20 protein-coding genes and 3 tRNA genes are annotated in these 22,168 nt (G+C 57.7%); 10 read left to right on the top strand and 13 right to left on the bottom strand.

Annotation, left to right across the window (positions count from 1 at the left end; genetic code table 11):
• Window positions 1–10 precede the first annotated feature (10 nt).
• Window positions 11–1,327, bottom strand: a complete 1,317-nt coding sequence (gene rlmD / locus ID864_RS12630; RefSeq protein WP_048917143.1) for a 23S rRNA (uracil(1939)-C(5))-methyltransferase RlmD — start codon at window positions 1,325–1,327, stop codon at window positions 11–13.
• Between the two features lie 140 nt (window positions 1,328–1,467).
• On the opposite strand from rlmD, the gene barA reads away from it, so the two are divergent.
• Complete coding sequence (barA, locus tag ID864_RS12625) at window positions 1,468–4,194, top strand: two-component sensor histidine kinase BarA (RefSeq protein WP_191149892.1); 2,727 nt, start codon at window positions 1,468–1,470, stop codon at window positions 4,192–4,194.
• Window positions 4,195–4,270: 76 nt separating this feature from the next.
• On the opposite strand, the gene ID864_RS12620 is transcribed toward barA, so the two are convergent.
• The 5 genes from ID864_RS12620 to syd all read right to left on the bottom strand — a co-directional run bounded on the left by ID864_RS12620 (window position 4,271) and on the right by syd (window position 8,258).
• The gene (locus tag ID864_RS12620; protein WP_191149891.1) at window positions 4,271–5,413 is read right to left on the bottom strand and encodes a glycerate kinase; all 1,143 of its coding nucleotides are present in this window, start codon (window positions 5,411–5,413) and stop codon (window positions 4,271–4,273) included.
• A 119-nt stretch (window positions 5,414–5,532) separates the two neighbouring features.
• Window positions 5,533–5,982 (bottom strand): flavodoxin, encoded by a 450-nt coding sequence (locus ID864_RS12615; RefSeq protein WP_048917146.1) that lies wholly within the window; start codon window positions 5,980–5,982, stop codon window positions 5,533–5,535.
• Between the two features lie 14 nt (window positions 5,983–5,996).
• Entirely contained in the window at window positions 5,997–6,782 is a 786-nt protein-coding gene (gene truC / locus ID864_RS12610; RefSeq protein ID WP_191149890.1) for a tRNA pseudouridine(65) synthase TruC, read from the bottom strand.
• Window positions 6,782–7,108, bottom strand: coding sequence for a YqcC family protein (locus ID864_RS12605; protein WP_099753453.1), 327 nt, complete (start codon window positions 7,106–7,108; stop codon window positions 6,782–6,784). Before ID864_RS12605 ends, truC begins: the two co-directional genes overlap by 1 nt.
• A 598-nt stretch (window positions 7,109–7,706) precedes the next feature.
• Window positions 7,707–8,258, bottom strand: coding sequence for a SecY-interacting protein (gene syd, locus ID864_RS12600; RefSeq protein ID WP_048917149.1), 552 nt, complete (start codon window positions 8,256–8,258; stop codon window positions 7,707–7,709).
• Window positions 8,259–8,374: 116 nt separating this feature from the next.
• Here syd and queF point away from each other — a divergent pair, with 116 nt between their 5' ends.
• The 3 genes from queF (at window position 8,375) to xni (ending at window position 11,528) form a co-directional block, all read left to right on the top strand.
• Window positions 8,375–9,220 carry an NADPH-dependent 7-cyano-7-deazaguanine reductase QueF gene (gene queF, locus ID864_RS12595; protein ID WP_048917150.1) on the top strand — a complete coding sequence of 282 codons (846 nt, stop codon included), beginning with the start codon at window positions 8,375–8,377 and terminating at the stop codon, window positions 9,218–9,220.
• A 155-nt stretch (window positions 9,221–9,375) separates the two neighbouring features.
• A complete protein-coding gene (ppnN, locus tag ID864_RS12590) occupies window positions 9,376–10,740 on the top strand; it encodes a nucleotide 5'-monophosphate nucleosidase PpnN (RefSeq protein ID WP_048917151.1) in 1,365 nt (454 codons plus the stop codon).
• A 38-nt stretch (window positions 10,741–10,778) separates the two neighbouring features.
• Entirely contained in the window at window positions 10,779–11,528 is a 750-nt protein-coding gene (gene xni, locus ID864_RS12585) for a flap endonuclease Xni (protein WP_099753455.1), read from the top strand.
• Between the two features lie 89 nt (window positions 11,529–11,617).
• Here xni and rlmM read toward each other — a convergent pair whose 3' ends face one another.
• The 4 genes from rlmM to ID864_RS12565 form a co-directional block, all read right to left on the bottom strand.
• The gene (gene rlmM, locus ID864_RS12580; RefSeq protein WP_048917153.1) at window positions 11,618–12,718 is read right to left on the bottom strand and encodes a 23S rRNA (cytidine(2498)-2'-O)-methyltransferase RlmM; all 1,101 of its coding nucleotides are present in this window, start codon (window positions 12,716–12,718) and stop codon (window positions 11,618–11,620) included.
• A complete protein-coding gene (locus tag ID864_RS12575) occupies window positions 12,711–13,106 on the bottom strand; it encodes a DUF423 domain-containing protein (protein ID WP_048917154.1) in 396 nt (131 codons plus the stop codon). Before ID864_RS12575 ends, rlmM begins: the two co-directional genes overlap by 8 nt.
• A 78-nt stretch (window positions 13,107–13,184) precedes the next feature.
• Complete coding sequence (locus tag ID864_RS12570; RefSeq protein WP_048917155.1) at window positions 13,185–14,102, bottom strand: transcriptional regulator GcvA; 918 nt, start codon at window positions 14,100–14,102, stop codon at window positions 13,185–13,187.
• A gap of 347 nt (window positions 14,103–14,449) precedes the next feature.
• Window positions 14,450–14,674 carry a YgdI/YgdR family lipoprotein gene (locus ID864_RS12565; RefSeq protein ID WP_048917156.1) on the bottom strand — a complete coding sequence of 75 codons (225 nt, stop codon included), beginning with the start codon at window positions 14,672–14,674 and terminating at the stop codon, window positions 14,450–14,452.
• A 155-nt stretch (window positions 14,675–14,829) separates the two neighbouring features.
• Here ID864_RS12565 and csdA point away from each other — a divergent pair, with 155 nt between their 5' ends.
• Both csdA and csdE read left to right on the top strand, forming a co-directional pair.
• A complete protein-coding gene (gene csdA, locus ID864_RS12560) occupies window positions 14,830–16,035 on the top strand; it encodes a cysteine desulfurase CsdA (RefSeq protein ID WP_191149889.1) in 1,206 nt (401 codons plus the stop codon).
• 2 nt (window positions 16,036–16,037) lie between these two features.
• The gene (gene csdE / locus ID864_RS12555) at window positions 16,038–16,481 is read left to right on the top strand and encodes a cysteine desulfurase sulfur acceptor subunit CsdE (protein ID WP_099753458.1); all 444 of its coding nucleotides are present in this window, start codon (window positions 16,038–16,040) and stop codon (window positions 16,479–16,481) included.
• A gap of 84 nt (window positions 16,482–16,565) precedes the next feature.
• Here the strand turns inward: csdE and tcdA are convergent, their stop codons facing one another.
• Both tcdA and mltA read right to left on the bottom strand, forming a co-directional pair.
• Window positions 16,566–17,369, bottom strand: a complete 804-nt coding sequence (gene tcdA, locus ID864_RS12550; RefSeq protein WP_048917159.1) for a tRNA cyclic N6-threonylcarbamoyladenosine(37) synthase TcdA — start codon at window positions 17,367–17,369, stop codon at window positions 16,566–16,568.
• A gap of 49 nt (window positions 17,370–17,418) precedes the next feature.
• Window positions 17,419–18,561, bottom strand: a complete 1,143-nt coding sequence (gene mltA, locus ID864_RS12545; protein WP_048917160.1) for a murein transglycosylase A — start codon at window positions 18,559–18,561, stop codon at window positions 17,419–17,421.
• Between the two features lie 202 nt (window positions 18,562–18,763).
• On the opposite strand from mltA, the gene ID864_RS12540 reads away from it, so the two are divergent.
• The 3 genes from ID864_RS12540 (at window position 18,764) to ID864_RS12530 (ending at window position 19,105) form a co-directional block, all read left to right on the top strand.
• Window positions 18,764–18,840: transfer RNA gene (locus ID864_RS12540), tRNA-Met, on the top strand.
• 68 nt (window positions 18,841–18,908) lie between these two features.
• A tRNA-Met gene (locus ID864_RS12535) sits at window positions 18,909–18,985 on the top strand.
• Between the two features lie 43 nt (window positions 18,986–19,028).
• Window positions 19,029–19,105 (top strand) — tRNA-Met (locus tag ID864_RS12530).
• An 84-nt stretch (window positions 19,106–19,189) separates the two neighbouring features.
• Here ID864_RS12530 and amiC read toward each other — a convergent pair.
• Window positions 19,190–20,437 carry an N-acetylmuramoyl-L-alanine amidase AmiC gene (amiC, locus tag ID864_RS12525; RefSeq protein WP_048917161.1) on the bottom strand — a complete coding sequence of 416 codons (1,248 nt, stop codon included), beginning with the start codon at window positions 20,435–20,437 and terminating at the stop codon, window positions 19,190–19,192.
• Window positions 20,438–20,650: 213 nt separating this feature from the next.
• Here amiC and argA point away from each other — a divergent pair, with 213 nt between their 5' ends.
• Window positions 20,651–22,024, top strand: a complete 1,374-nt coding sequence (gene argA / locus ID864_RS12520) for an amino-acid N-acetyltransferase (RefSeq protein WP_180276712.1) — start codon at window positions 20,651–20,653, stop codon at window positions 22,022–22,024.
• The last annotated feature ends 144 nt before the right edge of the window (window positions 22,025–22,168 follow it).

Here is a 22,168-nt window from a genome sequence, read left to right as displayed (position 1 = left end):
GTTCAGGGACCTATTTTCGGCTAAACAGCACCATGGATTCCAGATGCCCGGTATGTGGGAACATATCGAGCATTGTCACCCGTTCCAATTGGTAGCCGGACGTCAGTAATGCCTGACTATCCCGTGCCAGTGTCGTCGGGTTACAGGAAACATAGACCACCCGCTGCGGCGCAAGTTTAATGATATGCGCCATCACGCCGGCGGCACCGGCACGCGCCGGGTCCAGTAACACCTTGTTAAATCCCTGAGCAGCCCAGGGCTGGCGGCTGACATCCTCTTCGAGGTTATGCTGCCAGAACGACACGTTATGCAAATTATTCAATTCTGCATTATACGCACCCTTCGCCACTAATGCTGCAACACCCTCCACACCTGCGACATTTTCAGCCAGTTTACCCATTGGGAGGCTAAAATTTCCCATTCCGCAGAACAGATCAAGCACCCTGTCGTCCGCTTTCAGCTCCAGCCACTCCAGCGCACGGGCCACCATCTGCTGATTGACCTCGTCATTGACCTGAATAAAGTCGCGCGGGCTGAAGGTCAGCGTCAGGTCGTGAGAACGATAGTGTGGCATCTCTCCCGAAATCTGCACAAGCGTGTCACTGTCAGGGGCAAGATACAGTGCCAACTGATGCTCATGCGAAAACTGTTCCAGTTTTTGTCGGTCGCTGTCAGCAAGGGGGTCAAGATGGCGTAAAACCAGCAGCGGGCCGTTATCCGCCAGCACCAGTTCAACGTGCCCGAGGCGCCGCACCGCCTGCAGATCATTAAGCACGGCGCGAAGTGGCTGAATCAACGCATTAAGTTCGGGCTTCAAAATGGGGCATTGCGTGATATTGACCAGCTCGCTGGAGGCCTTTTCGCGAAACCCCATCTGCAGGGCTTGGGTTTTCGGCTGATAATTGAGGCTGAGACGGGCGCGGCGGCGGTAGCCCCAGGGCTGCCCGGCAATCACGTCGTCGACGCTCACGGCAAAGCCGCTTTCCCGCGTCAGCAGATGCGCCAGCGCTTTTGCCTTACTCTGCTGCTGCAGTTCGCTGGATGCATGCTGCTGCTGGCAGCCACCGCAGCGGCTGAAATGCGGGCAGCGCGGCACCACTCGCTGCGGGCTGGCGCTAATAATGCGCTGCGCTACTCCGCGTGAATACTGGCGCTTATCCTCCTCGATCCTGACTTCGACCTGTTCGCCGGGCAGCGCGCCCTGCACAAACAGCGCCTTGCCATTGTGGCGTGCCACGCCCTGACCAAAAGCATCCAGATCATGAACCGTTACCGTTATCGTCTGGCGGGTCGTCACGCGCCGTTTTGCAGAGTAGAATTGCGCCATTATTTCTTTGCTTCTCAAAAGTCAGGGTTATTGCCGGAAAAAATCGGGTGTAGCCTGGCATAGCGGCAGAAAAAATTCGACTGATTCAGGATAATACGCAACACGGACGGCAGAGCTGCACGCCGCGCACAGGGAATATTATGACCAAATACAGCCTGCGGGCACGCATGATGATCTTAATTCTGGCGCCGACGCTGATGATCGGGCTGCTGCTGTCGACGTTTTTTGTCGTCAATCGCTATAACGAGCTGCAAACCCAGCTGACCGATGCCGGGATAAATATTATCGAGCCGCTGGCCGTTTCCAGCGAATACGGTATGACCTTCCACAGCCGCGAATCGGTGCGCCAGCTGGTCAGCCTGCTGCACCGCCGCCATTCGGATATCGTGCGCGCTATCTCAGTGTTTGATGACCACAATCAGCTGTTCGTCACCTCGAATTATCATCAGTCCCCTGACCTGCTGCGCCTGCCGGATAACACGCCGCTGACGGCTAGATACCTGAAGCAGCGCCAGGGTAACTCCGTTATTCTGCGCACGCCAATCCTTTCTGAGAGTTACTACCCCGATGAGTCTCCGGGGCAGGACGCCAAACCGACCGGTAATCCGCTAGGCTATGTGGCGATAGAGCTCGACCTGCAGTCGGTGCGCCTGCAGCAGTATAAAGAAGTGTTTATCTCCACCCTGCTGCTGCTGCTGTGCCTGTGTATTGCGATGCTGTTTGCCTACCGCCTGATGCGCGACGTTACCGGGCCAATTCGGAATATGGTCAGTACCGTTGACCGCATTCGCCGTGGGCAGCTCGACAGCCGCGTTGAAGGCTATATGCTCGGCGAGCTGGACGTACTGAAAAACGGCATTAACTCGATGGCGATGTCGCTGACGGCCTATCACGAAGAGATGCAGCAGAATATCGACCAGGCGACGTCGGATCTGCGCGAAACGCTGGAGCAGATGGAGATCCAGAACGTTGAGCTGGATCTGGCAAAAAAACGTGCGCAGGAGGCGGCGCGCATCAAGTCCGAGTTCCTCGCCAATATGTCGCACGAGCTGCGCACCCCGCTCAACGGCGTCATCGGCTTTACCCGCCAGACGCTAAAAACCACTCTCAACTCGACGCAGCGCGACTACCTGCACACTATCGAACGCTCGGCGAATAATCTGTTGAGCATCATCAATGACGTGCTCGACTTCTCCAAGCTGGAGGCGGGCAAGCTGATTCTGGAAACCATTCCGTTCCCGCTGCGCGCCACGCTGGACGAGGTGGTGGTGCTGCTGGCGCAGTCGGCGCACGATAAAGGGCTGGAGCTGACGCTGAATATTCAGAGCGACGTGCCGGATAATGCCATCGGCGATCCGCTGCGCATGCAGCAAATCATCGTCAACCTGCTGGGCAACGCGATTAAATTTACCGAGCGCGGCAATATTGATATTCGCGTGGAAAAACGGGCGCTGAGCAACAACCGCATGGAGCTGGAAGTACAGATTCACGATAGCGGCATCGGCATTTCCGAAAAGCAGCAGTCGCAGCTGTTCCAGGCATTCCGCCAGGCCGATGCCAGCATCTCGCGGCGCCACGGCGGCACCGGGCTGGGGCTGGTGATCACCCAAAAGCTGGTCAACGAAATGGGCGGTGAGATCTCCTTCCACAGCCGCCTGAACCACGGCTCCACCTTCTGGTTCCACATTAATCTGGCGCTGAACCCCAACGCGGCAAGCGATCCGCGCCTGATGGACTGTATTGAGGGGCAAAGCCTGGCCTACGTTGAGCCTAACGCCGCCGCCGCCAAAGCGATGATGGAGATGCTCAGCATCACGCCGATGAAAATCCACTACAGCCCAACGCTGGCCGAGCTGCCGGACCCGCACTACGATGTGCTGCTGATGGGGCTGCCGGTGGCCGATCGCCATCATCTGGAAATGACCGGTGAGCAGCTGACGCCGATTCTGCAGCGCGCCGACAGCGTGATTATGGGTCTGCCGTTCCAGATGCAGGTGTACACCGAAGAGCTAAAAGCGCGCGGCGTGACCGCCTGCCTGATCAAACCGATTTCGATGACGCGCCTGCTGCCGATTCTGGTCGATCACCATGCCAGAGATGTTCAGCAGTTGATTGAGCGCCCGCGCCTGCCGCTGCGGGTGATGGCGGTTGACGATAACCCAGCCAACCTCAAGCTGATTGGCGCTCTTCTCGAAGAGCAGGTGGCGCACATTGTCCTGTGTGATAGCGGCGAAGCGGCGATCAAGCAGGCCCGGCTTCAGCATCTCGACATTATTCTGATGGATATTCAGATGCCGGAAATTGACGGCATCCGCGCCAGTGAAGAGATCCGCGCCCTGCCGCAGCACGCGAATACGCCGATTGTCGCCGTGACCGCGCACGCGCTGGATGGTGAACGCGAACAGCTGATTAAAGCGGGGATGAATGACTATCTTGCCAAGCCGATCGACGAGAAAAAACTCAGCCGCCTGCTGGCGCGCTATTCGCCGGGCGCGCGCCAGGCGCTGCCGCCGGTGATTGAGGTCCCGGCGTCCCTCGACTGGGCGCTGGCGCTGCGCCAGGCGGCTAATAAGCCCGACCTCGCCCGCGATCTGCTGCAGATGCTGGTGGATTTCCTGCCGGAAGTGCAGTCGCTGATCGACCAGTATATTGGCGAAAATAATATCCCGGCGCTGCGCGATATCATCCATAAGCTGCACGGCAGCGCCAGCTACAGCGGCGTGCCGCGCATGAAACAGCTCTGCCTGCAGCTGGAGCAAAATCTGCGGCACCATGAGGATATCAGCGCCGTTGAGCCTGAGCTGTTTGAGCTACTGGATGAGATGCAGAATGTGGCGAGACTGGCAACGGAACGCTTAAAACATTAGTAGCGGGTTGGGAATCGCGGGTCAGGCTTGCCTGACCCCTACGGAATTTCCCGCACGCCAGCGGGCGCGGCCGCCATTAACGGGTATGCATCCCAATGGCTAGCGTGGCGGCGATATTGCGCGCGGCAATACGCACATTTTCTGCCGCTTCGTCCAGCGCCTCCTGCAGGCTGCAGATGCGGTAGATCACGCTGAATACCGCGTCCAGCCCGTGCTGATGAACCACGCCCGCATCGTGCGTCAGGCTGCCAGCAATGGCGATCGTCGGTACGTGATAGCGCTTAGCCACCCGCGCCACGCCAATCGGGACTTTACCGTGAATAGTCTGGCTGTCGATACGCCCTTCGCCGGTGATCACCAGCGTGGCATCCTGCACCAGTGCATCCAGACCTAAGGCATCGGTAACAATCTCAATGCCCGGGCGCAGGGTGGCCTGACAGAACGCGAACAGCCCTGCGCCCATCCCCCCTGCTGCGCCGCCGCCCGCCACGCTTAACACGTCACACTGCAGGTCACGCTGAATAATGCGGGCAAACTGCGCCAGCGCCTCATCCAGCTGTTTCACCTGCTGCGGCGATGCCCCTTTTTGCGGGCCAAACACCGCCGATGCCCCCGTCTCTCCAAGCAGCGGATTGGTCACATCACAGGCGACGTCGATACGGCAGCTTTTGATACGCGCATCGAATTCACTGAGGTCAATCGAATCCAGCTTCGCCAGCGCCGCGCCACCGTAAGCCACGGGCTTACCGCTGGCGTCGAGTAATTTAGCCCCCAGCGCCTGCACCATTCCCGCGCCGCCGTCATTGGTGGCGCTGCCGCCAATACCAATAATCAGGCTTTCTACGCCTTTATCCAACGCATCGCGGATCAGCTCGCCGGTACCACAGCTGGTGGCGTGCAGCGCATCACGCCGATCGGCAGGCACCTGTTCCAGCCCGCTGGCGGCGGCCATTTCGATAATGGCACTGCGCCCGTCACCGGACAGCCCGTAAAAAGCATCAACCGGCGTGCCCAGCGGACCGGTAACGCGCAGTGGAATAATACGGCCCCCCGTAGCAGCAACCATGGCGTCAACGGTGCCTTCACCACCATCGGCGACGGGCAGTTTGACGTAGTGTGCATCGGGAAAGATGTCGCGAAAACCCAGTTCGATTTGGGTGGCAACCTGTAACGCAGAGAGGCTTTCTTTATAGGAATCCGGGGCGATAACGATTTTCATAAGTTATCCATCAGGTTGGCGTTGGACGTAAACTCCCGGCACGGGGCGACCGGAAAAAGGGTCGTCCCCTACATGTAGTGTTGGGGCAGACCTTCTTTTTCGCTCCGCCCCCACATTAATCATCCGATTAGCTTAGCCCACTGCTCAACCCACGGGGAGGTGACCTCCTCCGGCTCCGGATTTTCGCAGGCATCCACCGTCAGCATCTCGCCGACGCGCTGCGCGCCGTGCTCCTGCAGCAGTTCAGCAAACTTTTTACCGCCGCCGCAGAAATCGTCGTAGCTGCTGTCGCCCAGCGCAATCACGCCGTAGCGCAGCCCTGGCTGGTGGCCGAGCTTATCTTTAATCGCGTGGAAGAGCGGCGCGATGCTGTCCGGCAGATCGCCCTGCCCGGTGGTCGAGGTGATCACCAGCACCACTTTATCCGCGTAGTGCTGCCACTCTTCCAGCGTTGCATCTTCATAAATCTTGACCTGATGCCCGGCTTCAAGCAGCAGAGTTTCGGACTCTTCGGCTACCAACAGCGCGTTACCGTAAACCGTGCCAACAAAAATGCCTACCTCAGCCATACCCTCTCTCCTTATCAGAACTCAAATTTCTCACTATCCTGCGGGCTTTCAGCAGCAAACTCAACCCGGGGGATATGCGGGAGCGTGTTTTGCCAGCCGCAGTGCGTCATCGCGCGCTGCCATACTGCATCCAGCCCGGCTCGTAACAGCAGCGGCTCGCCGCTCACCGGATGGTTCAGGCGCAGCTCGCTGGCATGCAGCATCAGGCGATTCATAGCAAAGTTGGCTGCCGCTGAGCGGTTCTGTTTCAGGTCGCCATGGGCGCTGTCGCCGATAATCGGATGACGCAGATGCCTCATATGACGGCGTAGCTGATGCTTGCGCCCCGACTCCGGCAGCATTTCCACCAGCGAATAGCGCGTGGTGGCGTAAGGTCCGACCGCGACCGGCAGCTCTGCCGTTGCCACTCCGCGCCAGTGGGTTACCGCAGGCTGCGGGGCTTTTTCCGGCTGGCTAAACTTGTCGGCGATTTTATCCAGCTCTTCGGTCAGCGGATAGTCGAGCGTCTCTTCGCCCTCCAGCCAGCCGCGCACCACGGCATGATAGGTTTTTTGTATTTTATGCTGTTCAAACTGCTGCGACAGCAGGCGCGCCACCTCGCTGGACAGCGCCATCAGCAGCACGCCGGATGTTGGGCGATCGAGCCGGTGTACGGTGAAAACATGCTGGCCAATCTGGTCGCGCACGGTCTGCATCACAAACACGGTTTCATGGCGGTCGAGCCAGCTACGGTGCACCAGCCAGCCCGAGGGTTTGTTTACCGCAACCAGCCACTCATCCTGATAAATAATCTCCAGCATTAGTTGGGCGACTCGAACAGCTGATCGAAAGCGTTTAAGCGGTGCAGCAGCGCGGCGCGCTCCGGAATTTCGCCCTCCAGCCAGACTTCATAGTAGGGGGCGATGGCCAGCGCAACGGGCAGAGGTGCAGCCGCATCCAGCAGGGCCTGCATACGTGGCAGGAACACCCACTGCAGCCACTGCAGCGGCGTCATGGTGTCAAGGCAGAAAGGTTCAGTGCTGGTAAAAGCTTCGCTGTTAGGCGCAACGGATTGCCATAGCCCCGCCTGTTTAAGCAACGATTCAATTGCCAGTAATCGTTCCTGAATCTGTTGTTCACGGCTCATAGGGATCTCCCACTGTGGTTAAGGGCGCAGAGCATAGCATTCACACGCTGCTCAGTGAAAAGTATGCACGAAAAAAAGGGGCACTGTATTAACAGTGCCCCCGGTTCGTTCGCAGCTTTCCAGCTACCTTTATGCTCCCTGCTCTTCCTTGAAAACTGTTCCTGTGCTCTCCTGAGCAAACATCATCCTGATGTTATCCGTTCACTTCCCTGCTAGCCGTCATCCTGTACGGTTCACGTTCTCCTTCCTGGAGGTGTCCATTACCTCATCCTGAGGTTTCCCTGCTTCAATCCCGAAGCCTGTCCCTGCGACATCATCCTGATGGGTCCAACTCATTCCATGAGTACGTCACTCCTTGACGTTAATCCTGTTCCTGAATGCCCTTCCGATGAGGTAATTCTGCCTGATTGTCATAAGCAAACAAGATACTTCTCACGGCTTTTTGTGGCATAAGCTTAAGATAATTCGCAACAATCTGGCTAACTTAATGATCTACAATATTTTTACATTTGAATGCTAGCAGACATTAAGTTCATTCGTAGCGATCTCTCACAACCTTTGTGAGAGATCTCGCACAGGACGGGCAGAGAAAAGCGCATTACAGGCTATTAAGCGGCTGTAAATGAATAAGAAAGTTCTGAAGAGATGGGGCGAGAATCTGACGTTTTAGCGTGCCCAACTGCTCAAGGATCACTTCGCCGCTCAAATTACACACCGACACCACTTCCAGCTCAGAGTCTGTTGTGGCGACAAATAAAGTCGGGGAGTGCTTCAGCCGACGCTTCATGACCAGATGACCAATCAGGTTCTCCTGCACGCGCTGAAAATCATCTTCACTCCAGACCTGTACCAAAGACACGCGCTGACCGGAAAAAGTTCCCGACATATCTGCGGCAAATTGTGCGGTATAAAAGCCGCTAACGGACGGCTGCAGCTGGATATCCAGCGCACGCTCTACCGACTCCAGATTTTTGGCCAGCGTAAATGGCTGCGGCTGCCACCAAACGGCATCGCCCTGCGTAGCCACGACACACGGCGAAGGGATGCCGAGCAGCTCCTCGCTGGCGGGAAGGTGGCCGCTCTCTTGCTGCCAGAGGTCACAGTAGCGTTGGCTAAAATCGCGTAATGCCTGGGCGGTTTCTTCGATCATTCTTTTTTCACTCTTAGCTGGCTGGGTTACACTTACAGGCCATTGTAGCCTGAATGCTAATCAGGCTAACGAATTCGTCATCTCGCCTGTCCCGACGGGCGCAATAAGGTATCAGCATGTCTTCATACGACCATCATCAGGCACTGGAAGGCCTGACTCTGGGGAAACCCACAGAATACCACGACAGCTATCAGCCTGCGCTGCTACAGGCAGTGCCGCGTAGCCTCAATCGTGAACCGCTGGGGCTCTATCCGGATACCCTGCCGTTCACCGGAGCCGATATCTGGACCCTGTACGAGCTCTCCTGGCTCAACAGCAAAGGGCTGCCGCAGGTGGCGGTGGGTGAAGTGGCGCTGGATGCCGACAGCGTGAACCTGATCGAGTCGAAAAGCTTTAAGCTCTACCTCAACAGCTTTAACCAGACAAAATTTGCCGACTGGGGCGAAGTGCGTCAGACGCTGGAGCGCGATCTCAGTGCCTGCGCCGCAGGCAAGGTCAGCGTGGCTCTGTTCCGCTTGCAGGAAATTGAAGGGCAGCCCATTGGCCATTTCGACGGCAGCTGTATTGATGAGCAGGACATCGTGATTGATGATTATCAGTTCAATGCTGACTACCTGCGCGACGCGGCCGCTGGGGAGATCGTTGAAGAGCAGCTGGTGAGCCACCTGCTAAAATCTAACTGCCTGATCACCAATCAACCCGACTGGGGTTCGGTGCAGATCAGCTATCGCGGCCCGCGCATTCAGCGCGAAGCCCTGCTGCGTTACTTGGTCTCATTCCGCCATCACAATGAGTTTCACGAGCAGTGCGTAGAGCGTATTTTCAGCGATATTCTGCGCTACTGTCAGCCGGAAAGCCTGAGCGTTTACGCGCGCTACACGCGCCGCGGCGGGCTGGATATCAACCCGTGGCGCACCAATGGCCAATTCAAGCCGGGACGCTCGCGCCTGGTTCGCCAGTAATCTCCGGTTTATCTCTGTTAATCTGTTGTTAAATCAAAGGCGAAAAGGCTAATCTGGACACGGGCAGCAGCAGCACGCTGCCCAGGGAAATTTTGCCCCGTTGACCGCCATATCACGGGGTTACTGCACACCCAGGCGGGTGTAAAGGAGTTCACTTGATTACACATATCAGCCCTCTTGGCTCGATGGACCTGCTTTCACAACTGGAAGTCGACATGCTGAAGCGCACGGCCAGCAGTGATCTCTACCAGCTGTTTCGTAACTGCTCACTCGCCGTGCTCAACTCCGGTAGCCAAACCGACAGCAGCCATGAGCTGCTCTCCCGCTTCGAAAGTTTTGATATTAACGTGTTGCGCCGTGAGCGCGGCGTCAAACTGGAGCTGATCAACCCGCCGGAAGAGGCGTTTGTTGATGGCCGGATTATCCGTGCGCTGCAGGCTAACCTGTTTGCCGTGCTGCGCGACATCCTGTTCGTCAACGGCCAGATCGATCAAGCCGGTCGCTTCCAGCGGCTGAAAATTGAAGATCCGGTTCATCTCACCAACCTGGTATTCTCCATTCTGCGCAATGCGCGCGCGCTGCACGTCGGCGAGGAGCCGAACACCGTAGTGTGCTGGGGTGGTCACTCGATTAACGCCGTGGAATATCAGTACTGCCGCACCGTTGGTGCTCAGCTCGGCCTGCGCGAACTGAATATCTGCACCGGTTGCGGACCGGGCGTGATGGAAGCGCCAATGAAAGGGGCCGCCGTCGGCCACGCCCAGCAGCGCTACAGAGAGGGCCGCTTTATTGGCCTGACCGAGCCGTCAATTATCGCCGCCGAGCCGCCAAACCCACTGGTTAACGAGCTGATCATCATGCCGGACATTGAAAAACGTCTGGAAGCCTTTGTACGCATGGCGCACGGCATCATTATCTTCCCGGGCGGCGTAGGTACGGCGGAAGAGCTGCTCTACCTGCTGGGTATATTGATGAACCCGCATAACCATGACCAGGTGCTGCCGCTGATCCTCACCGGGCCGAAAGAGAGCGCCGATTACTTTAAGGTGCTGGACGAATTTATCGCCAGCACCTTGGGTGATGAGGCGCGTAAACACTACACCATCATTATCGATGATGCGGCGGAAGTGGCGCGGCTGATGAAGAAAGCGATGCCGAAGGTGAAAGAGCATCGCCGCGAAACCGGCGACGCCTACAGCTTTAACTGGGCGTTGCGTATTGCTCCTGACCTGCAGATGCCGTTTATGCCGAGCCATGAAAATATGGCAAACCTTAACCTGTCGCCGGATCAGCCCGCCGAGGATCTGGCTGCGGCACTGCGTCGCGCCTTCTCCGGGATCGTCGCCGGTAACGTTAAGGATGTCGGCATTCGCGCAATCAAAGAGAAAGGGCCATACAAGCTGCACGGCGATCCGCAGATCATGCGCCGCATGGACGATTTGCTACAGGGCTTTGTGGCTCAGCACCGCATGAAGCTGCCGGGCAGTGCCTACATTCCCTGCTACGAAATCATCAAGTAACCGACGAGCGGCCTGCGGGCCGCTCAGGATTAACGATTTTGCACCATTTACTGATTATCGATGCGCTGAATCTGATTCGCCGCATACACGCCGTCCAGGGTTCTCCCTGCCAGGACGCCTGCCTGAATGCCATCCATCAGCTGCTGATGCATACCCGCCCGACGCATGCTGTGGCGGTTTTTGACGATGACGACCGCGCTGACAGCTGGCGGCACCGGCTGCTGCCGGATTACAAAGCCGGGCGCTCGCCGATGCCGGATGCGCTGCACAATGAAATGCCGCTGCTGCGCGCGGCCTTTGCCGGCGTAGGGGTTAACTGCTGGCACTCTCCCGGCGATGAGGCTGACGACCTCGCCGCCACGCTTGCCAGTAAAGTGGCCGCCGCCGGGCATCAGGCCACCATTGTCTCCACCGATAAAGGCTATTGCCAGCTGCTGGCACCTAATGTGCAGATCCGCGACTATTTCCAGAAACGCTGGCTCGACGTGCCGTTTATTGCCGCCGAATTTGGCGTGGCGCCAGCCCAGCTCACCGACTACTGGGGGCTGGCAGGGATCAGCAGCAGTAAGATCCCGGGCGTGGCCGGTATCGGCGGCAAAAGCGCCACGCAGCTGCTGCAGCAGTTTGGTAGCCTGGCAGGAATTTATCAGCAGCTGGATCGGGTGCCGGAGAAGTGGCGCAATAAGCTGGAGCAGCATCGCCAGATGGCGGAAATCTGCCAGCAGGTCGCCACGCTGAGAACGGATTTGGTACTGGCGGGGAATTTAAAGGATTTACGATTGCCGTAATTCGCGGGCGGACCAGAAAAGCGGTCCGCCCCTAAAGTAGGGGCCGATCATCTTTTTGATCGGCCCGCGCGCGATTGACGATGGAAAAATTAACGCTCGTCGCGGCGGCCCGGCGTGGCGGCCCAGATACGGCGAATATGCACCGTCACCTCTTCGCGATCGTGGTACAGCTGACGCGCCTGGATCTGCGCGTTAATGCCGTTTTCCACCAGCTTCTTGTGGATCATCTGCAGATTCTGCGACACTTCCTCATAACGCTTCTTCATCGGCAGTTTGAGGTTAAAGATCGCCTCACGACACCAGCCGTTCACCAGCCAGTCCGCCATCAGATTCGCCACGCGCACCGGTTTTTCCACCATGTCGCACACCACCCAATAGTTATTGCTGCGCGTCGGGCGGTACTTAAAGCCGTCCTCACGCTGGTGGAATACCTGCCCGGTATCCATCAGGCTCGGCGCCATCGGGCCGTTATCCACGGCGTTAACCATCATGCTGCGCTGCACCAGCTGATAGGTCCAGCCGCCCGGGCAGGCCCCCAGGTCCACCGCCCACATCCCGCTTGCCAGGCGCTCATCCCACTCGTCGGCAGGGATAAAGACGTGGAAAGCCTCTTCCAGCTTAAGCGTGGAGCGGCTTGGGGCATCGGAGGGAAACTTCAGGCGCGGGATGCCCATAAACAGCGGCGAGTTGTTGCCCGGCAGCGAGTAACCCACATAGCAGCAGCCCGAAGCGATAAAGAACACGTGGATCACCGGACGCTTGTTGGTCTCATAGTTCAGCAGAATATTCGCTTTACGCAGGCTGGCGCGCAGCGGCACGGTGAACTTGCGGCAGAATTTCAGCAGCTCTTTGCTGGCATTGGTGTCCGGCACCTCAACGCGCAGCTCGCCGCCCTTCTCTACCGCGCCGGTCAGCATCCCCACCACCGGCGTGATGCGGTCCTCGCTCGGTAAATCGCGCAGCAGCTCACCGACCACCATCATCTGGCGGGAGAAGATCAGCTCGCTAAACGGCAGTGAGGCCAGCAGCTTCTCGGCTTCCCCCTGCTGATAGCACTCAAACAGCACATAGGCAGAGTCATCTTTCACGCGGGCGAAACCGAAAATCTCGCGCTCGGCGGCCTTAGCGGTGATCTCCGCCGCGCACTCTTTCTCAAAACCCTGACGGCAATACAGTAAAATCTTATTCATGGCGATCTGCCCTTTTTTTCAGACGCAGCGCGCCAACCAACATCAAAATCCAACCGATCAGGAAGCAGGTGCCTCCGATCGGCGTAACATACACCCAAATTTTCAGGTGCGACAGCGCCAGACAGTAAAGACTGCCGCTGAATAACACCGTGCCCAGCGCCAGAAATGCGCTGCTCCAGTAGAACCAGATATCGGCGCGGCGCAGCATGGCTGCAGCCAAACCCAGTACCGCAAGAGTATGAAACGCCTGGTAATCCAGCCCGGTTTTCATCCAGGCCATTTCGGCGCTACCCAGCGACCGGCTCAATACGTGGGCGCCAAAAGCCCCCAGCGCCACGTAGAAAAATCCACTGATGGCGACGAAAATCAGCATTGCACGACTGGACATAACAACATCCTCTGAGAACACGGAGCGCGCTCCGTGGTGCTTAATTACTGCCCGGCGGTATCGGCGCGCCAGGCGGGGTTATTGTTCATAACGAAAGCGGAATTTTTCCTGTTCGCTTGCGGCTTTCGCAAGGATCCACTGCCGGAAGGCGGCTATTTTACCCAGTTCTGCCTGACTGTCATGACAAACCAGATAAAAAGCATTTTTACTGACCAGCACATCGTTAAACGGGCAGACCAGACGCCCCGCTTCTATCTCACTCTGCGCCATCACGTTATTGGCCAGCGCCACGCCCTGGCCGTGGATCGCCGCCTGCAGCACCATCGCGCTGTGGCTGAATATCGGCCCCTGCTGCACATTGATACTGCCCAGCCCGAGCTGACGCGTATACGCCTGCCAGTCACGGCGTGAAGCATCGTGCAGCAGCGTATGATTGGCCAGCCCGGCCGGGGAGGTCAGCGGGCGCTCGCCGGTTAGCAGCAGTGGGGAACAGACCGGCAGCAGATATTCCGCATACAGTTTTTCCACCCGCAGACCCGGCCAGTTACCGCGCCCGTAGAAAATCGCCACGTCGACATCATCAGCCAGCTTCTCCTCATCGCGGTCGACGGCGGAGATACGCACGTCGATACCCGGATAAGCTGAGTTAAAGCTGGTTAGCCTCGGTACCAGCCACTGAATAGCAAAACTCGGTAGCAAACTGACGGTGAGCGCGCCTTTGGCACTGCGCGCCTGCAGTTTGCGCGTGGCGTCGTTCAGCGCGGTAAAAATCTCTTTGATATCGAGGTAATAGCTCTGCCCCTCTTCGGTCAGCAGCAGCGAGCGATTGCGTCGGCGAAACAGCTTCAGGCCGAGGAAATCCTCCAGCGACTTGATCTGGTGGCTGACGGCGGCCTGGGTGACAAACAGTTCCTCAGCCGCTTTCGTGAAGCTGAGGTGACGCGCTGCGGCATCAAAAACGCGCAGGGCATTCAGCGGTGGTAAACGTTTAGACATGGTAGATGGGTGCTTTTCGCTCAAGGCCGGGTACAGCTCTGACAGTCAGAGTGACGTATTAGTTTTTTTTATCCGAGCCATTATAATTTGTCCGTTGAGGAACTACCAGCAAATACCTATAGTTGCGCCACTTCCTGAGCCGGAACGAAAAGTGCATTGAAATTACGGGTTAACTCGCGGAATTTTGAGGGGCTTTTGGCTTGTGGTCGTGATGTTGTGTTTGCAATTGACCTGACGATTTTCGGGTCTGGTAGCTGAGCTACCTTTTATTCCTGTAGATTTACCCTGTCTGTCCAAGTGATTTTAATAGCACCGCTTAGCGCGGTGCTTTTTTTTGCCTGTCGCTATTACTGGTTGGTCTCAACCATCTCTTTCACGTCAGAACGGTTGATCTGCTGCTTGTTGCCGTTGGCATCTTTGTAGCTGATCATGCCCGTATCGTTGTCGACCACTGGCTTACCATCGGATACGATAGTGCGACCATCATTGGTATGCATAACATAGTTGCTTGAACACGCGGCCAGAGTAAAAGTCATGGCACAGGCTGCAATAACTGCGGCTAATTTTTTCATTTTTATATCTCCATGCTGAGAGTGAAACTACCTGCATACGTTGCTCTTAATGACAGGTAATCGTTTAAACTTTACTTGAATTAGCATAACGCGCTTTGCCGTCTTTGCCAGAAAAGTACATAAATTTCAGCCTGGTCCTAAATTACGAGAAACAGATGACGTCATTTAACCCGCTGCACTTTCGCCAGCAGTTTCCCGCGCTGGGCGATGCCGGATGTTACCTGGACAGTGCCGCTACCGCGCTAAAACCGCTGGCGGTGATCGAAGCCACCGAGCAGTTTTATCGCCTGAGCGCCGGGACGGTTCACCGCAGTCAGTTCGCGGCCGCGCAGCAGCTCACCGCGCGCTATGAAGACGCGCGCAGTCAGGTGGCAAGGCTGCTGAATGCCTGTGATAGCAGCAACATCGTCTGGACCAAAGGCACCACCGAGGCCATTAACCTGGTCGCGCAAAGCTATCTGCGTCCGCGCCTGCAGCCGGGGGATGAGATCCTGGTTAGCGAAGCCGAGCACCACGCCAATCTGGTGCCGTGGCTGATGGTGGCTGAGCAAACCGGGGCCAAAGTGGTGAAGTGGCCGATTGGCGCCGACCGCCTGCCGGATCTCAGCCTGCTACCCGCACTGCTCAACGACCGCACCCGCCTGCTGGCTGTCGGTCAGATGTCGAACGTGACCGGCGGCTGTCCGGACCTGCAGCAGATTATTGCACTGGCCCATGCGTGCGGTGCAAAAGTGATGGTCGACGGCGCCCAGGGCGTGGTGCACTGCCCGCCGGATGTACAGGCGCTCAATATTGATTTCTACGCTTTTTCTGGACACAAGCTGTATGGACCAATGGGCATCGGCGCGCTGTACGGCAGGGCGGACCTGCTGGCAGAGATGGCGCCGTGGCAGGGCGGCGGCAAGATGCTGAGCCGCGTCGACTTTAACGGATTCACCCCGCAGGCAGTGCCGTGGTGCTTCGAGGCAGGCACGCCAAACGTTGCCGGCGTCATTGGCCTGAGCGCCGCGCTGGAGTGGCTGAGCGGCGTTGATATTTCCGCCGCCGAGCGCTGGAGCTGCGACCTTGCCGACCTTGCTGAAGCGCGGCTCGCTGCCCTGCCCGGCTTTCAAAGCTACCGCTGCGGCAACGCCAGCCTGCTGGCGTTTGATATCGCCGGTATTCATCACAGCGACGTTGTGACGCTGCTGGCGGAAAGCGGCATCGCCCTGCGCGCCGGTCAGCACTGTGCGCAACCGCTGCTGGCTGCGCTCGGCGTCAGCGGGACACTGCGCGCCTCCTTCGCCCCCTATAACACGCTGGAAGATGTGGACGCGCTGGCCGCGGCGATGACCACCGCTCTGGCGCTACTGGCTGATTAATTATGAATTTATCCCCGATCGCCCCGCACCCGTTTGGCACATCGATAACTGCCGACTCGCTACTGACGCAGTTCGCCAGCTTTCACCAGTGGGAGGATCGCTATCGCCAGCTGATCCTGTTGGGTAAGAAACTGCCGGCCCTGCCGGAGGCGCTGAAAACGGCCGACATTGAGCTGAGCGGCTGTGAAAACCGCGTCTGGCTTGGCCATCAGCAGCTTGAAAATGGGCAGATGCACTTTTACGGCGACAGCGAAGGGCGCATTGTGCGCGGGCTGTTAGCCGTACTGCTGTGTGCGGTAGAGGGAAAAACTGCCGCCGAGATCCGGGGATCGGACCCGCTGGCGCTGTTTGACGGGCTGGGATTGAAAGATCAGCTGAGCGCCTCGCGCAGCGCGGGGCTGCAGGCGCTGGCCGATGCGGTGATGGCGAGCAGTCACTTGCCGTAGGGGCCGGCAGCTTTTCTGGTCGGCCCGGGCAAACCGAGCCGACCTGACAAGAGGGTCGGCCAGTGCAGTTGCCCCAAATCCGCGTTACGCCTGGCGTGCCGCCTTCGCCATCATCTTCTTCAATACGTGCGACACCGCGACAAAGCCAAAGGTGGCGGTTACCATGGTTGCCGCACCAAAACCTGCGGCGCAGTCCATGCGTTTTGGCCCCTCAGCGGTGCTGCGTGACGCGCATACTGAGCCATCCGGCTGCGGGTACATCAGCGCCTCGGTTGAGAACACGCAGTCAATGCCCAGCTTACCCTTGCTGCTTTTGACGATGTTAAAATCGTTTTTCAGCCGCTCGCGCAGCTTCGCCGCCAGCGGATCCTGAATCGTTTTTGCCAGATCGGCGACCTGGATCTGCGTGGGATCAATCTGCCCGCCCGCCCCGCCGGTGGTCACCAGCGGCATCTTATTGCGACGGCACCACGCCAGCAGCGCCGCTTTCGGGCGCACGCTGTCGATAGCGTCGATCACATAGCTGTAGCCCTGGCTCATCAGCTCTGCGGTATTTTCCGGGGTAATAAAGTCATCAATGCAGGTGACGCGGCACTCCGGATTAATTTCGCGGATCCGCTGCGCCATCACCTCGGTTTTCGCCTGCCCGACGTTATCTTTCAGCGCATGGATCTGCCGGTTAGTATTAGTGACGCAGACATCATCCATGTCGATCAGGGTGATCGCCCCAATTCCGGTACGCGCCAGCGCTTCCGCCGCCCACGACCCCACGCCGCCAATCCCCACCACGCAGACATGCGCGTCGGCAAACAGCTGTAGCGCAGACTGACCATATAGACGCGCCGTACCGCCAAAGCGCTGCCGCCAGGCGTCTGAAAGAACCATCATGGATTAATTCCTTAAAAGCAGCGGGCCGCAGCAAGCGGCCCGTCGGGGTTTACTGACTGACCAGTAATGACCCCTGAGAAGAACTGTTCTGTGCCGATGAGAATACCGGCTGGCCCGCGCCCGGTGCGGCTTTTAAAACCCACACGCGGCCGTAGTGATTAAACCATCCGGCCATATGACCGGCGTCCGGGCCGATGCCCTGGTAAATATCAAAATGCTGGCCCTTGATTGCGCCGCCGACGTCCAGCGACACCATCATGCGCATCTCATATTTTCCGGTAAATTTACCGTTGTTGTCCAGTAAAGGAACTTCTGCCAGCAGCGCCGTTCCCGGTGGGATCAGCGAACGGTCAGAAGCTACCGAGGCTTTTGCCACCAGCGGCACCGCACTTGCCCCACGTACTGGCGCAAACGTTTCGGGCTTGAAGAACACAAAGGATGGGTTCTGCTCCAGCAGTTCACGCACCTCTTCCGGGCTGTGCGTTTCACCCCAGTGGCGAATCGCCTGCATCGACATATCTTCACGCTTCACTTCACCGCGGTCGATCAGCACTTTGCCGATGCTGCGATAGGCATGGCCGTTTTTCCCGCCGTAGCCGAAGAAGGTCAGCGGGCGCCCGTCGCCGTAGTCAACGTAGCCGCTGCCCTGCACATCCATAATAAAGTTATCCATCAGTGAGTTGCTGTAGCCCACGATATAGCGTTCACCCAGCGCACCGCTGTAGATATCTGCACGGCTTGGCAGGCGGCCACGTTTTGGCGGCATGCGGTACAGCGGATACTGGAACTCACCCTGGCGGGTATATCGTGCTTCAATCACCGGCGTGTAGTACCCGGTAAACTGCACGTTGCCATAGTTGTCGGTGCCTTCCATCTGATAAGCATCCAGCCCGAACTGGCGCAGCTGGCGCGTATCGCCCCCGGCCATCAGCCAGCTCTCAATCGCGCTGTAGGTGCCCGACTGGCGCGAATACATGCCCGATGAATATGAACGGATCTGCCCCACCTGGTCGGCAAAGTCTCTGCCATTAACCGGTCGGCCTTTGGCGTTGGGCTGGTTGACCAGCCCGAGCGGCTGATCCAGTTTCCCGTCTTTATACTGTTGCCCACGATCGGTGGGTTTTGACGAACAGCCCGCCAGCAGTGCCAGCAGCGTGCCGGTCACCAGATATTTCGCCCAACGTCCTTTCATGCCTTGTTTACCTTTATACGGGAACCCTGCGCGAAGATAGCAAAGGCGTGGTCAGATTTAAACGTGCCGCCGGAAAAAGTACGCATTTGTGCAACAATTCAGCAGCTGGGTTAAAAAATGAGTTATAAGCACGATTTTACCCACTTATCCGCAAAAAGGGGTTGCAACAAAACCCATCAGGCGTATAGTGCGCTTCCACGGACGCGGGATGGAGCAGCCTGGTAGCTCGTCGGGCTCATAACCCGAAGGTCGTCGGTTCAAATCCGGCTCCCGCAACCAATTCACTAGTAGCTTAGTGAAGCAGCAGTAAAAGATAGTGTCGTGATGGAAGCGACAAACCACGCGGACGCGGGATGGAGCAGCCTGGTAGCTCGTCGGGCTCATAACCCGAAGGTCGTCGGTTCAAATCCGGCTCCCGCAACCAATTTTGTCTCGTGGTGAGAAGTAGAGTTAAAGCGTCAATCGGACGCGGGATGGAGCAGCCTGGTAGCTCGTCGGGCTCATAACCCGAAGGTCGTCGGTTCAAATCCGGCTCCCGCAACCAATTAAGCACCCTTAAGGGTGTTTTTTTGTATCTGAAATTTGTCCCCTTACCCAATATCCCGGCAGAATCCTTTCCGCCCGCTGACTATTTATGCGGTGCCAGTGACGCGCCGTTGGCAAAGTAGGCTTTTATCCCCGCCAGAATCGAATCTGCCACCTGATGCTGAAAACGCGTGGTGCGCAGCTTGCGCTCCTCTTCAACATTGCTGATAAAAGCCGTCTCAACCAGAATTGACGGGATATCCGGCGCTTTCAACACCGCAAACCCGGCCTGATCAACGCTGCGCTTGTGCAGATGGTTAATCTTCCCCATGCGCGAAAGCACCTCTTTACCAAACTTCAGGCTGTCGTTGATGGTCAGGCTCTGCACCATATCAAACATGGTGTGGTCGAGATAACGGTCGCCGCTCATGCTGACGCCGCCGATCAGATCCGATTCATTCTGCGTCTGAGCGAGAAAACGCGCAGCGGTGCTGGTTGCCCCTTTAGTCGACAGGGCAAAGACCGAAGAGCCCCGCGCCGCACGGCTGGTGAAGGCATCGGCATGAATCGAAACAAACAGATCGGCGCGCTGCTTGCGTGCTTTGGCCACCCTCACCTTCAGCGGGATAAACACATCTTCATTACGCGTCATATAAGCGCGCATATTCGGCTGCTTGTCGATGAGCTGCTTCAGGCGGCGGCCGATTTTCAGCACCACATCTTTTTCCCGCGTCTTATGCTTACCAATTGCGCCGGAATCTTCCCCGCCGTGGCCAGGGTCGATCATTATCACAATTGGCCGGTCTCTCCCTGCTTTGCCCGGCAGCGCGGCCTCCGCTGGCTGGCTACGTTCCAGATCCCCCTGGTTGTAATCTTTCAGCAACGCGAGCAGCGGATCATCATCCTGCGGCCGGTCCCGCGCCGGGTAGAGATCGAGCACCAGACGGTTTTTAATCCCGGCGACCGGATCGAGGGTGAACACCCGCGGGCTGACGTTCTGTTTTAGCTCCAGCACCAGCCGCACGGTGTTGCGATCAAACTGACCCACGCGCGCATTTTTAATGTAGGGGTCATCCTGGCGTACCAGATTGGCGACGCCGTTAAGCACGTGGTTAAGATGAATATTTTCAATATCCACCACCACGCGGTCAGGGTTGCTCAGCGCAAACTGCTTATATTTCAGGGCGGTATTCGACTCAATGGTCAGGCGCGAATAGGTGGTGGAAGGCCAGATGCGGATGGCCACCACGTGACTGCTGGCTGCCCAGCCTACCCGGCTAACGCTGAGCAGACAGACGGCCCCGGCGCCCTGTAGAAATCGCCGCCGGTTAAGCGAAGTTGAATCGGTCATGCCACTCCAGATGCTGTAATTTGTCTAATAAAAAGCCAACAGAGAAAATTTTGCAAAAACTTTAACGAATCCACCAGGCAGTGTCACCCCGAAAAAGCGAATAAATGCAGCATATTAGACTGTTGGAAATGCGCGAGCGGGTGATAAGTAAGGATAAAAGTCACTTGCACCCAGGGCGAGAAAAGAATAAAAATACACTTTTACCGAATAATAATGCAGAGAGGGTTTGCCGTGAAGGAACGTAGTACCGAGCTGGTTCAGGGATTTCGTCATACCGTTCCCTACATCAATGCCCACCGTGGTAAAACGTTTGTCATTATGCTGGGTGGTGAAGCCATCGAGCACGAGAACTTCTCCGGCATCATTAATGATATCGGCCTGCTGCACAGCCTCGGCATCCGCCTGGTGGTGGTGTACGGCGCCCGCCCGCAGATCGACGCCAGCCTTGCCGAGCGCAATCTGGAACCGCTCTACCATAAACACACCCGCGTCACGGATGCTCAGTCGCTGGAGCTGGTGAAGCAGGCCGCTGGCCGTCTACAGCTGGATATTACCGCCCGCCTGTCGATGAGCCTCAACAATACGCCTTTGCAGGGTGCGCATATTAATGTCGTCAGCGGTAACTTTATTATCGCCCAGCCGCTCGGCGTCGATGACGGGGTAGATTACTGCCACAGCGGGCGCATTCGCCGCATTGATGAAGAGGCGATCCATCGTCAGCTCGACAGCGGCGCTATCGTGCTGATGGGCCCGGTGGCGGTCTCCGTGACCGGCGAAAGCTTTAACCTGACCTCAGAAGAGGTGGCGACGCAGCTGGCGATTAAGCTCAAGGCCGAGAAGATGATCGGCTTCTGCTCCGAGCAGGGCGTGACCAACCGCGATGGCATGATTGTCTCTGAGCTGTTCCCGAACGAGGCGCAAAAGCGCATTGAAGAGCTGGAGAGCGACGAGGATTATCACTCCGGCACGGTGCGCTTCCTGCGCGGTGCGGTGAAGGCCTGCCGCAGCGGCGTGCGCCGTAGCCACCTGATCAGCTATCAGGAGGATGGCGCCCTGTTGCAGGAGCTGTTCTCGCGCGACGGTATCGGTACCCAGATTGTCATGGAGAGCGCCGAGCAGATCCGTCGCGCCACCATTAACGATATCGGCGGCATTCTGGAGCTGATCCGCCCGCTGGAGCAGCAGGGTATTTTGGTGCGCCGCTCGCGTGAACAGCTGGAGATGGAGATCGACAAGTTCACCATCATTGAACGCGACAACCTGACCATCGGCTGTGCGGCACTCTATCCGTTCCCGGAAGAGCAGATCGGCGAGATGGCCTGCGTGGCGGTTCACCCGGATTATCGCAGCTCTTCACGCGGCGAGGCGCTGCTGGAGCGCGTCGCGCTGCAGGCGCGGCAGATGGGGCTGAAAAAGCTGTTCGTGTTGACCACCCGCAGCATTCACTGGTTCCAGGAGCGCGGTTTTATGCCGGTGGATGTCGAGCTGCTGCCGGAGAGCAAAAAAGAGATGTATAACTATCAGCGCCGTTCAAAAGTGCTGATGGTCGACCTGCGCGAAGCCAGCGTGCATACCCGGCAGAGTTAATCCCGCACCGCGCGATTAACCGTAGGGGGCGACCCTCGGGCGGCCCCAAACAGCGCTCCGCCCCTACAAAAAACCTGCAGCAGCCGAACATCCTGAAGTGAACTGTAGGGGTCGACCATTTTTTCCGGTCGACCCTCGGGCGGT

It is taken from the genome of Erwinia aphidicola, from assembly GCF_014773485.1.
In the GTDB taxonomy this organism is placed as follows: domain Bacteria; phylum Pseudomonadota; class Gammaproteobacteria; order Enterobacterales; family Enterobacteriaceae; genus Erwinia; species Erwinia aphidicola.
The sequence above is the reverse complement of the archived record's forward strand: the minus strand, read 5'-3'. Positions and strand labels throughout refer to the sequence as shown.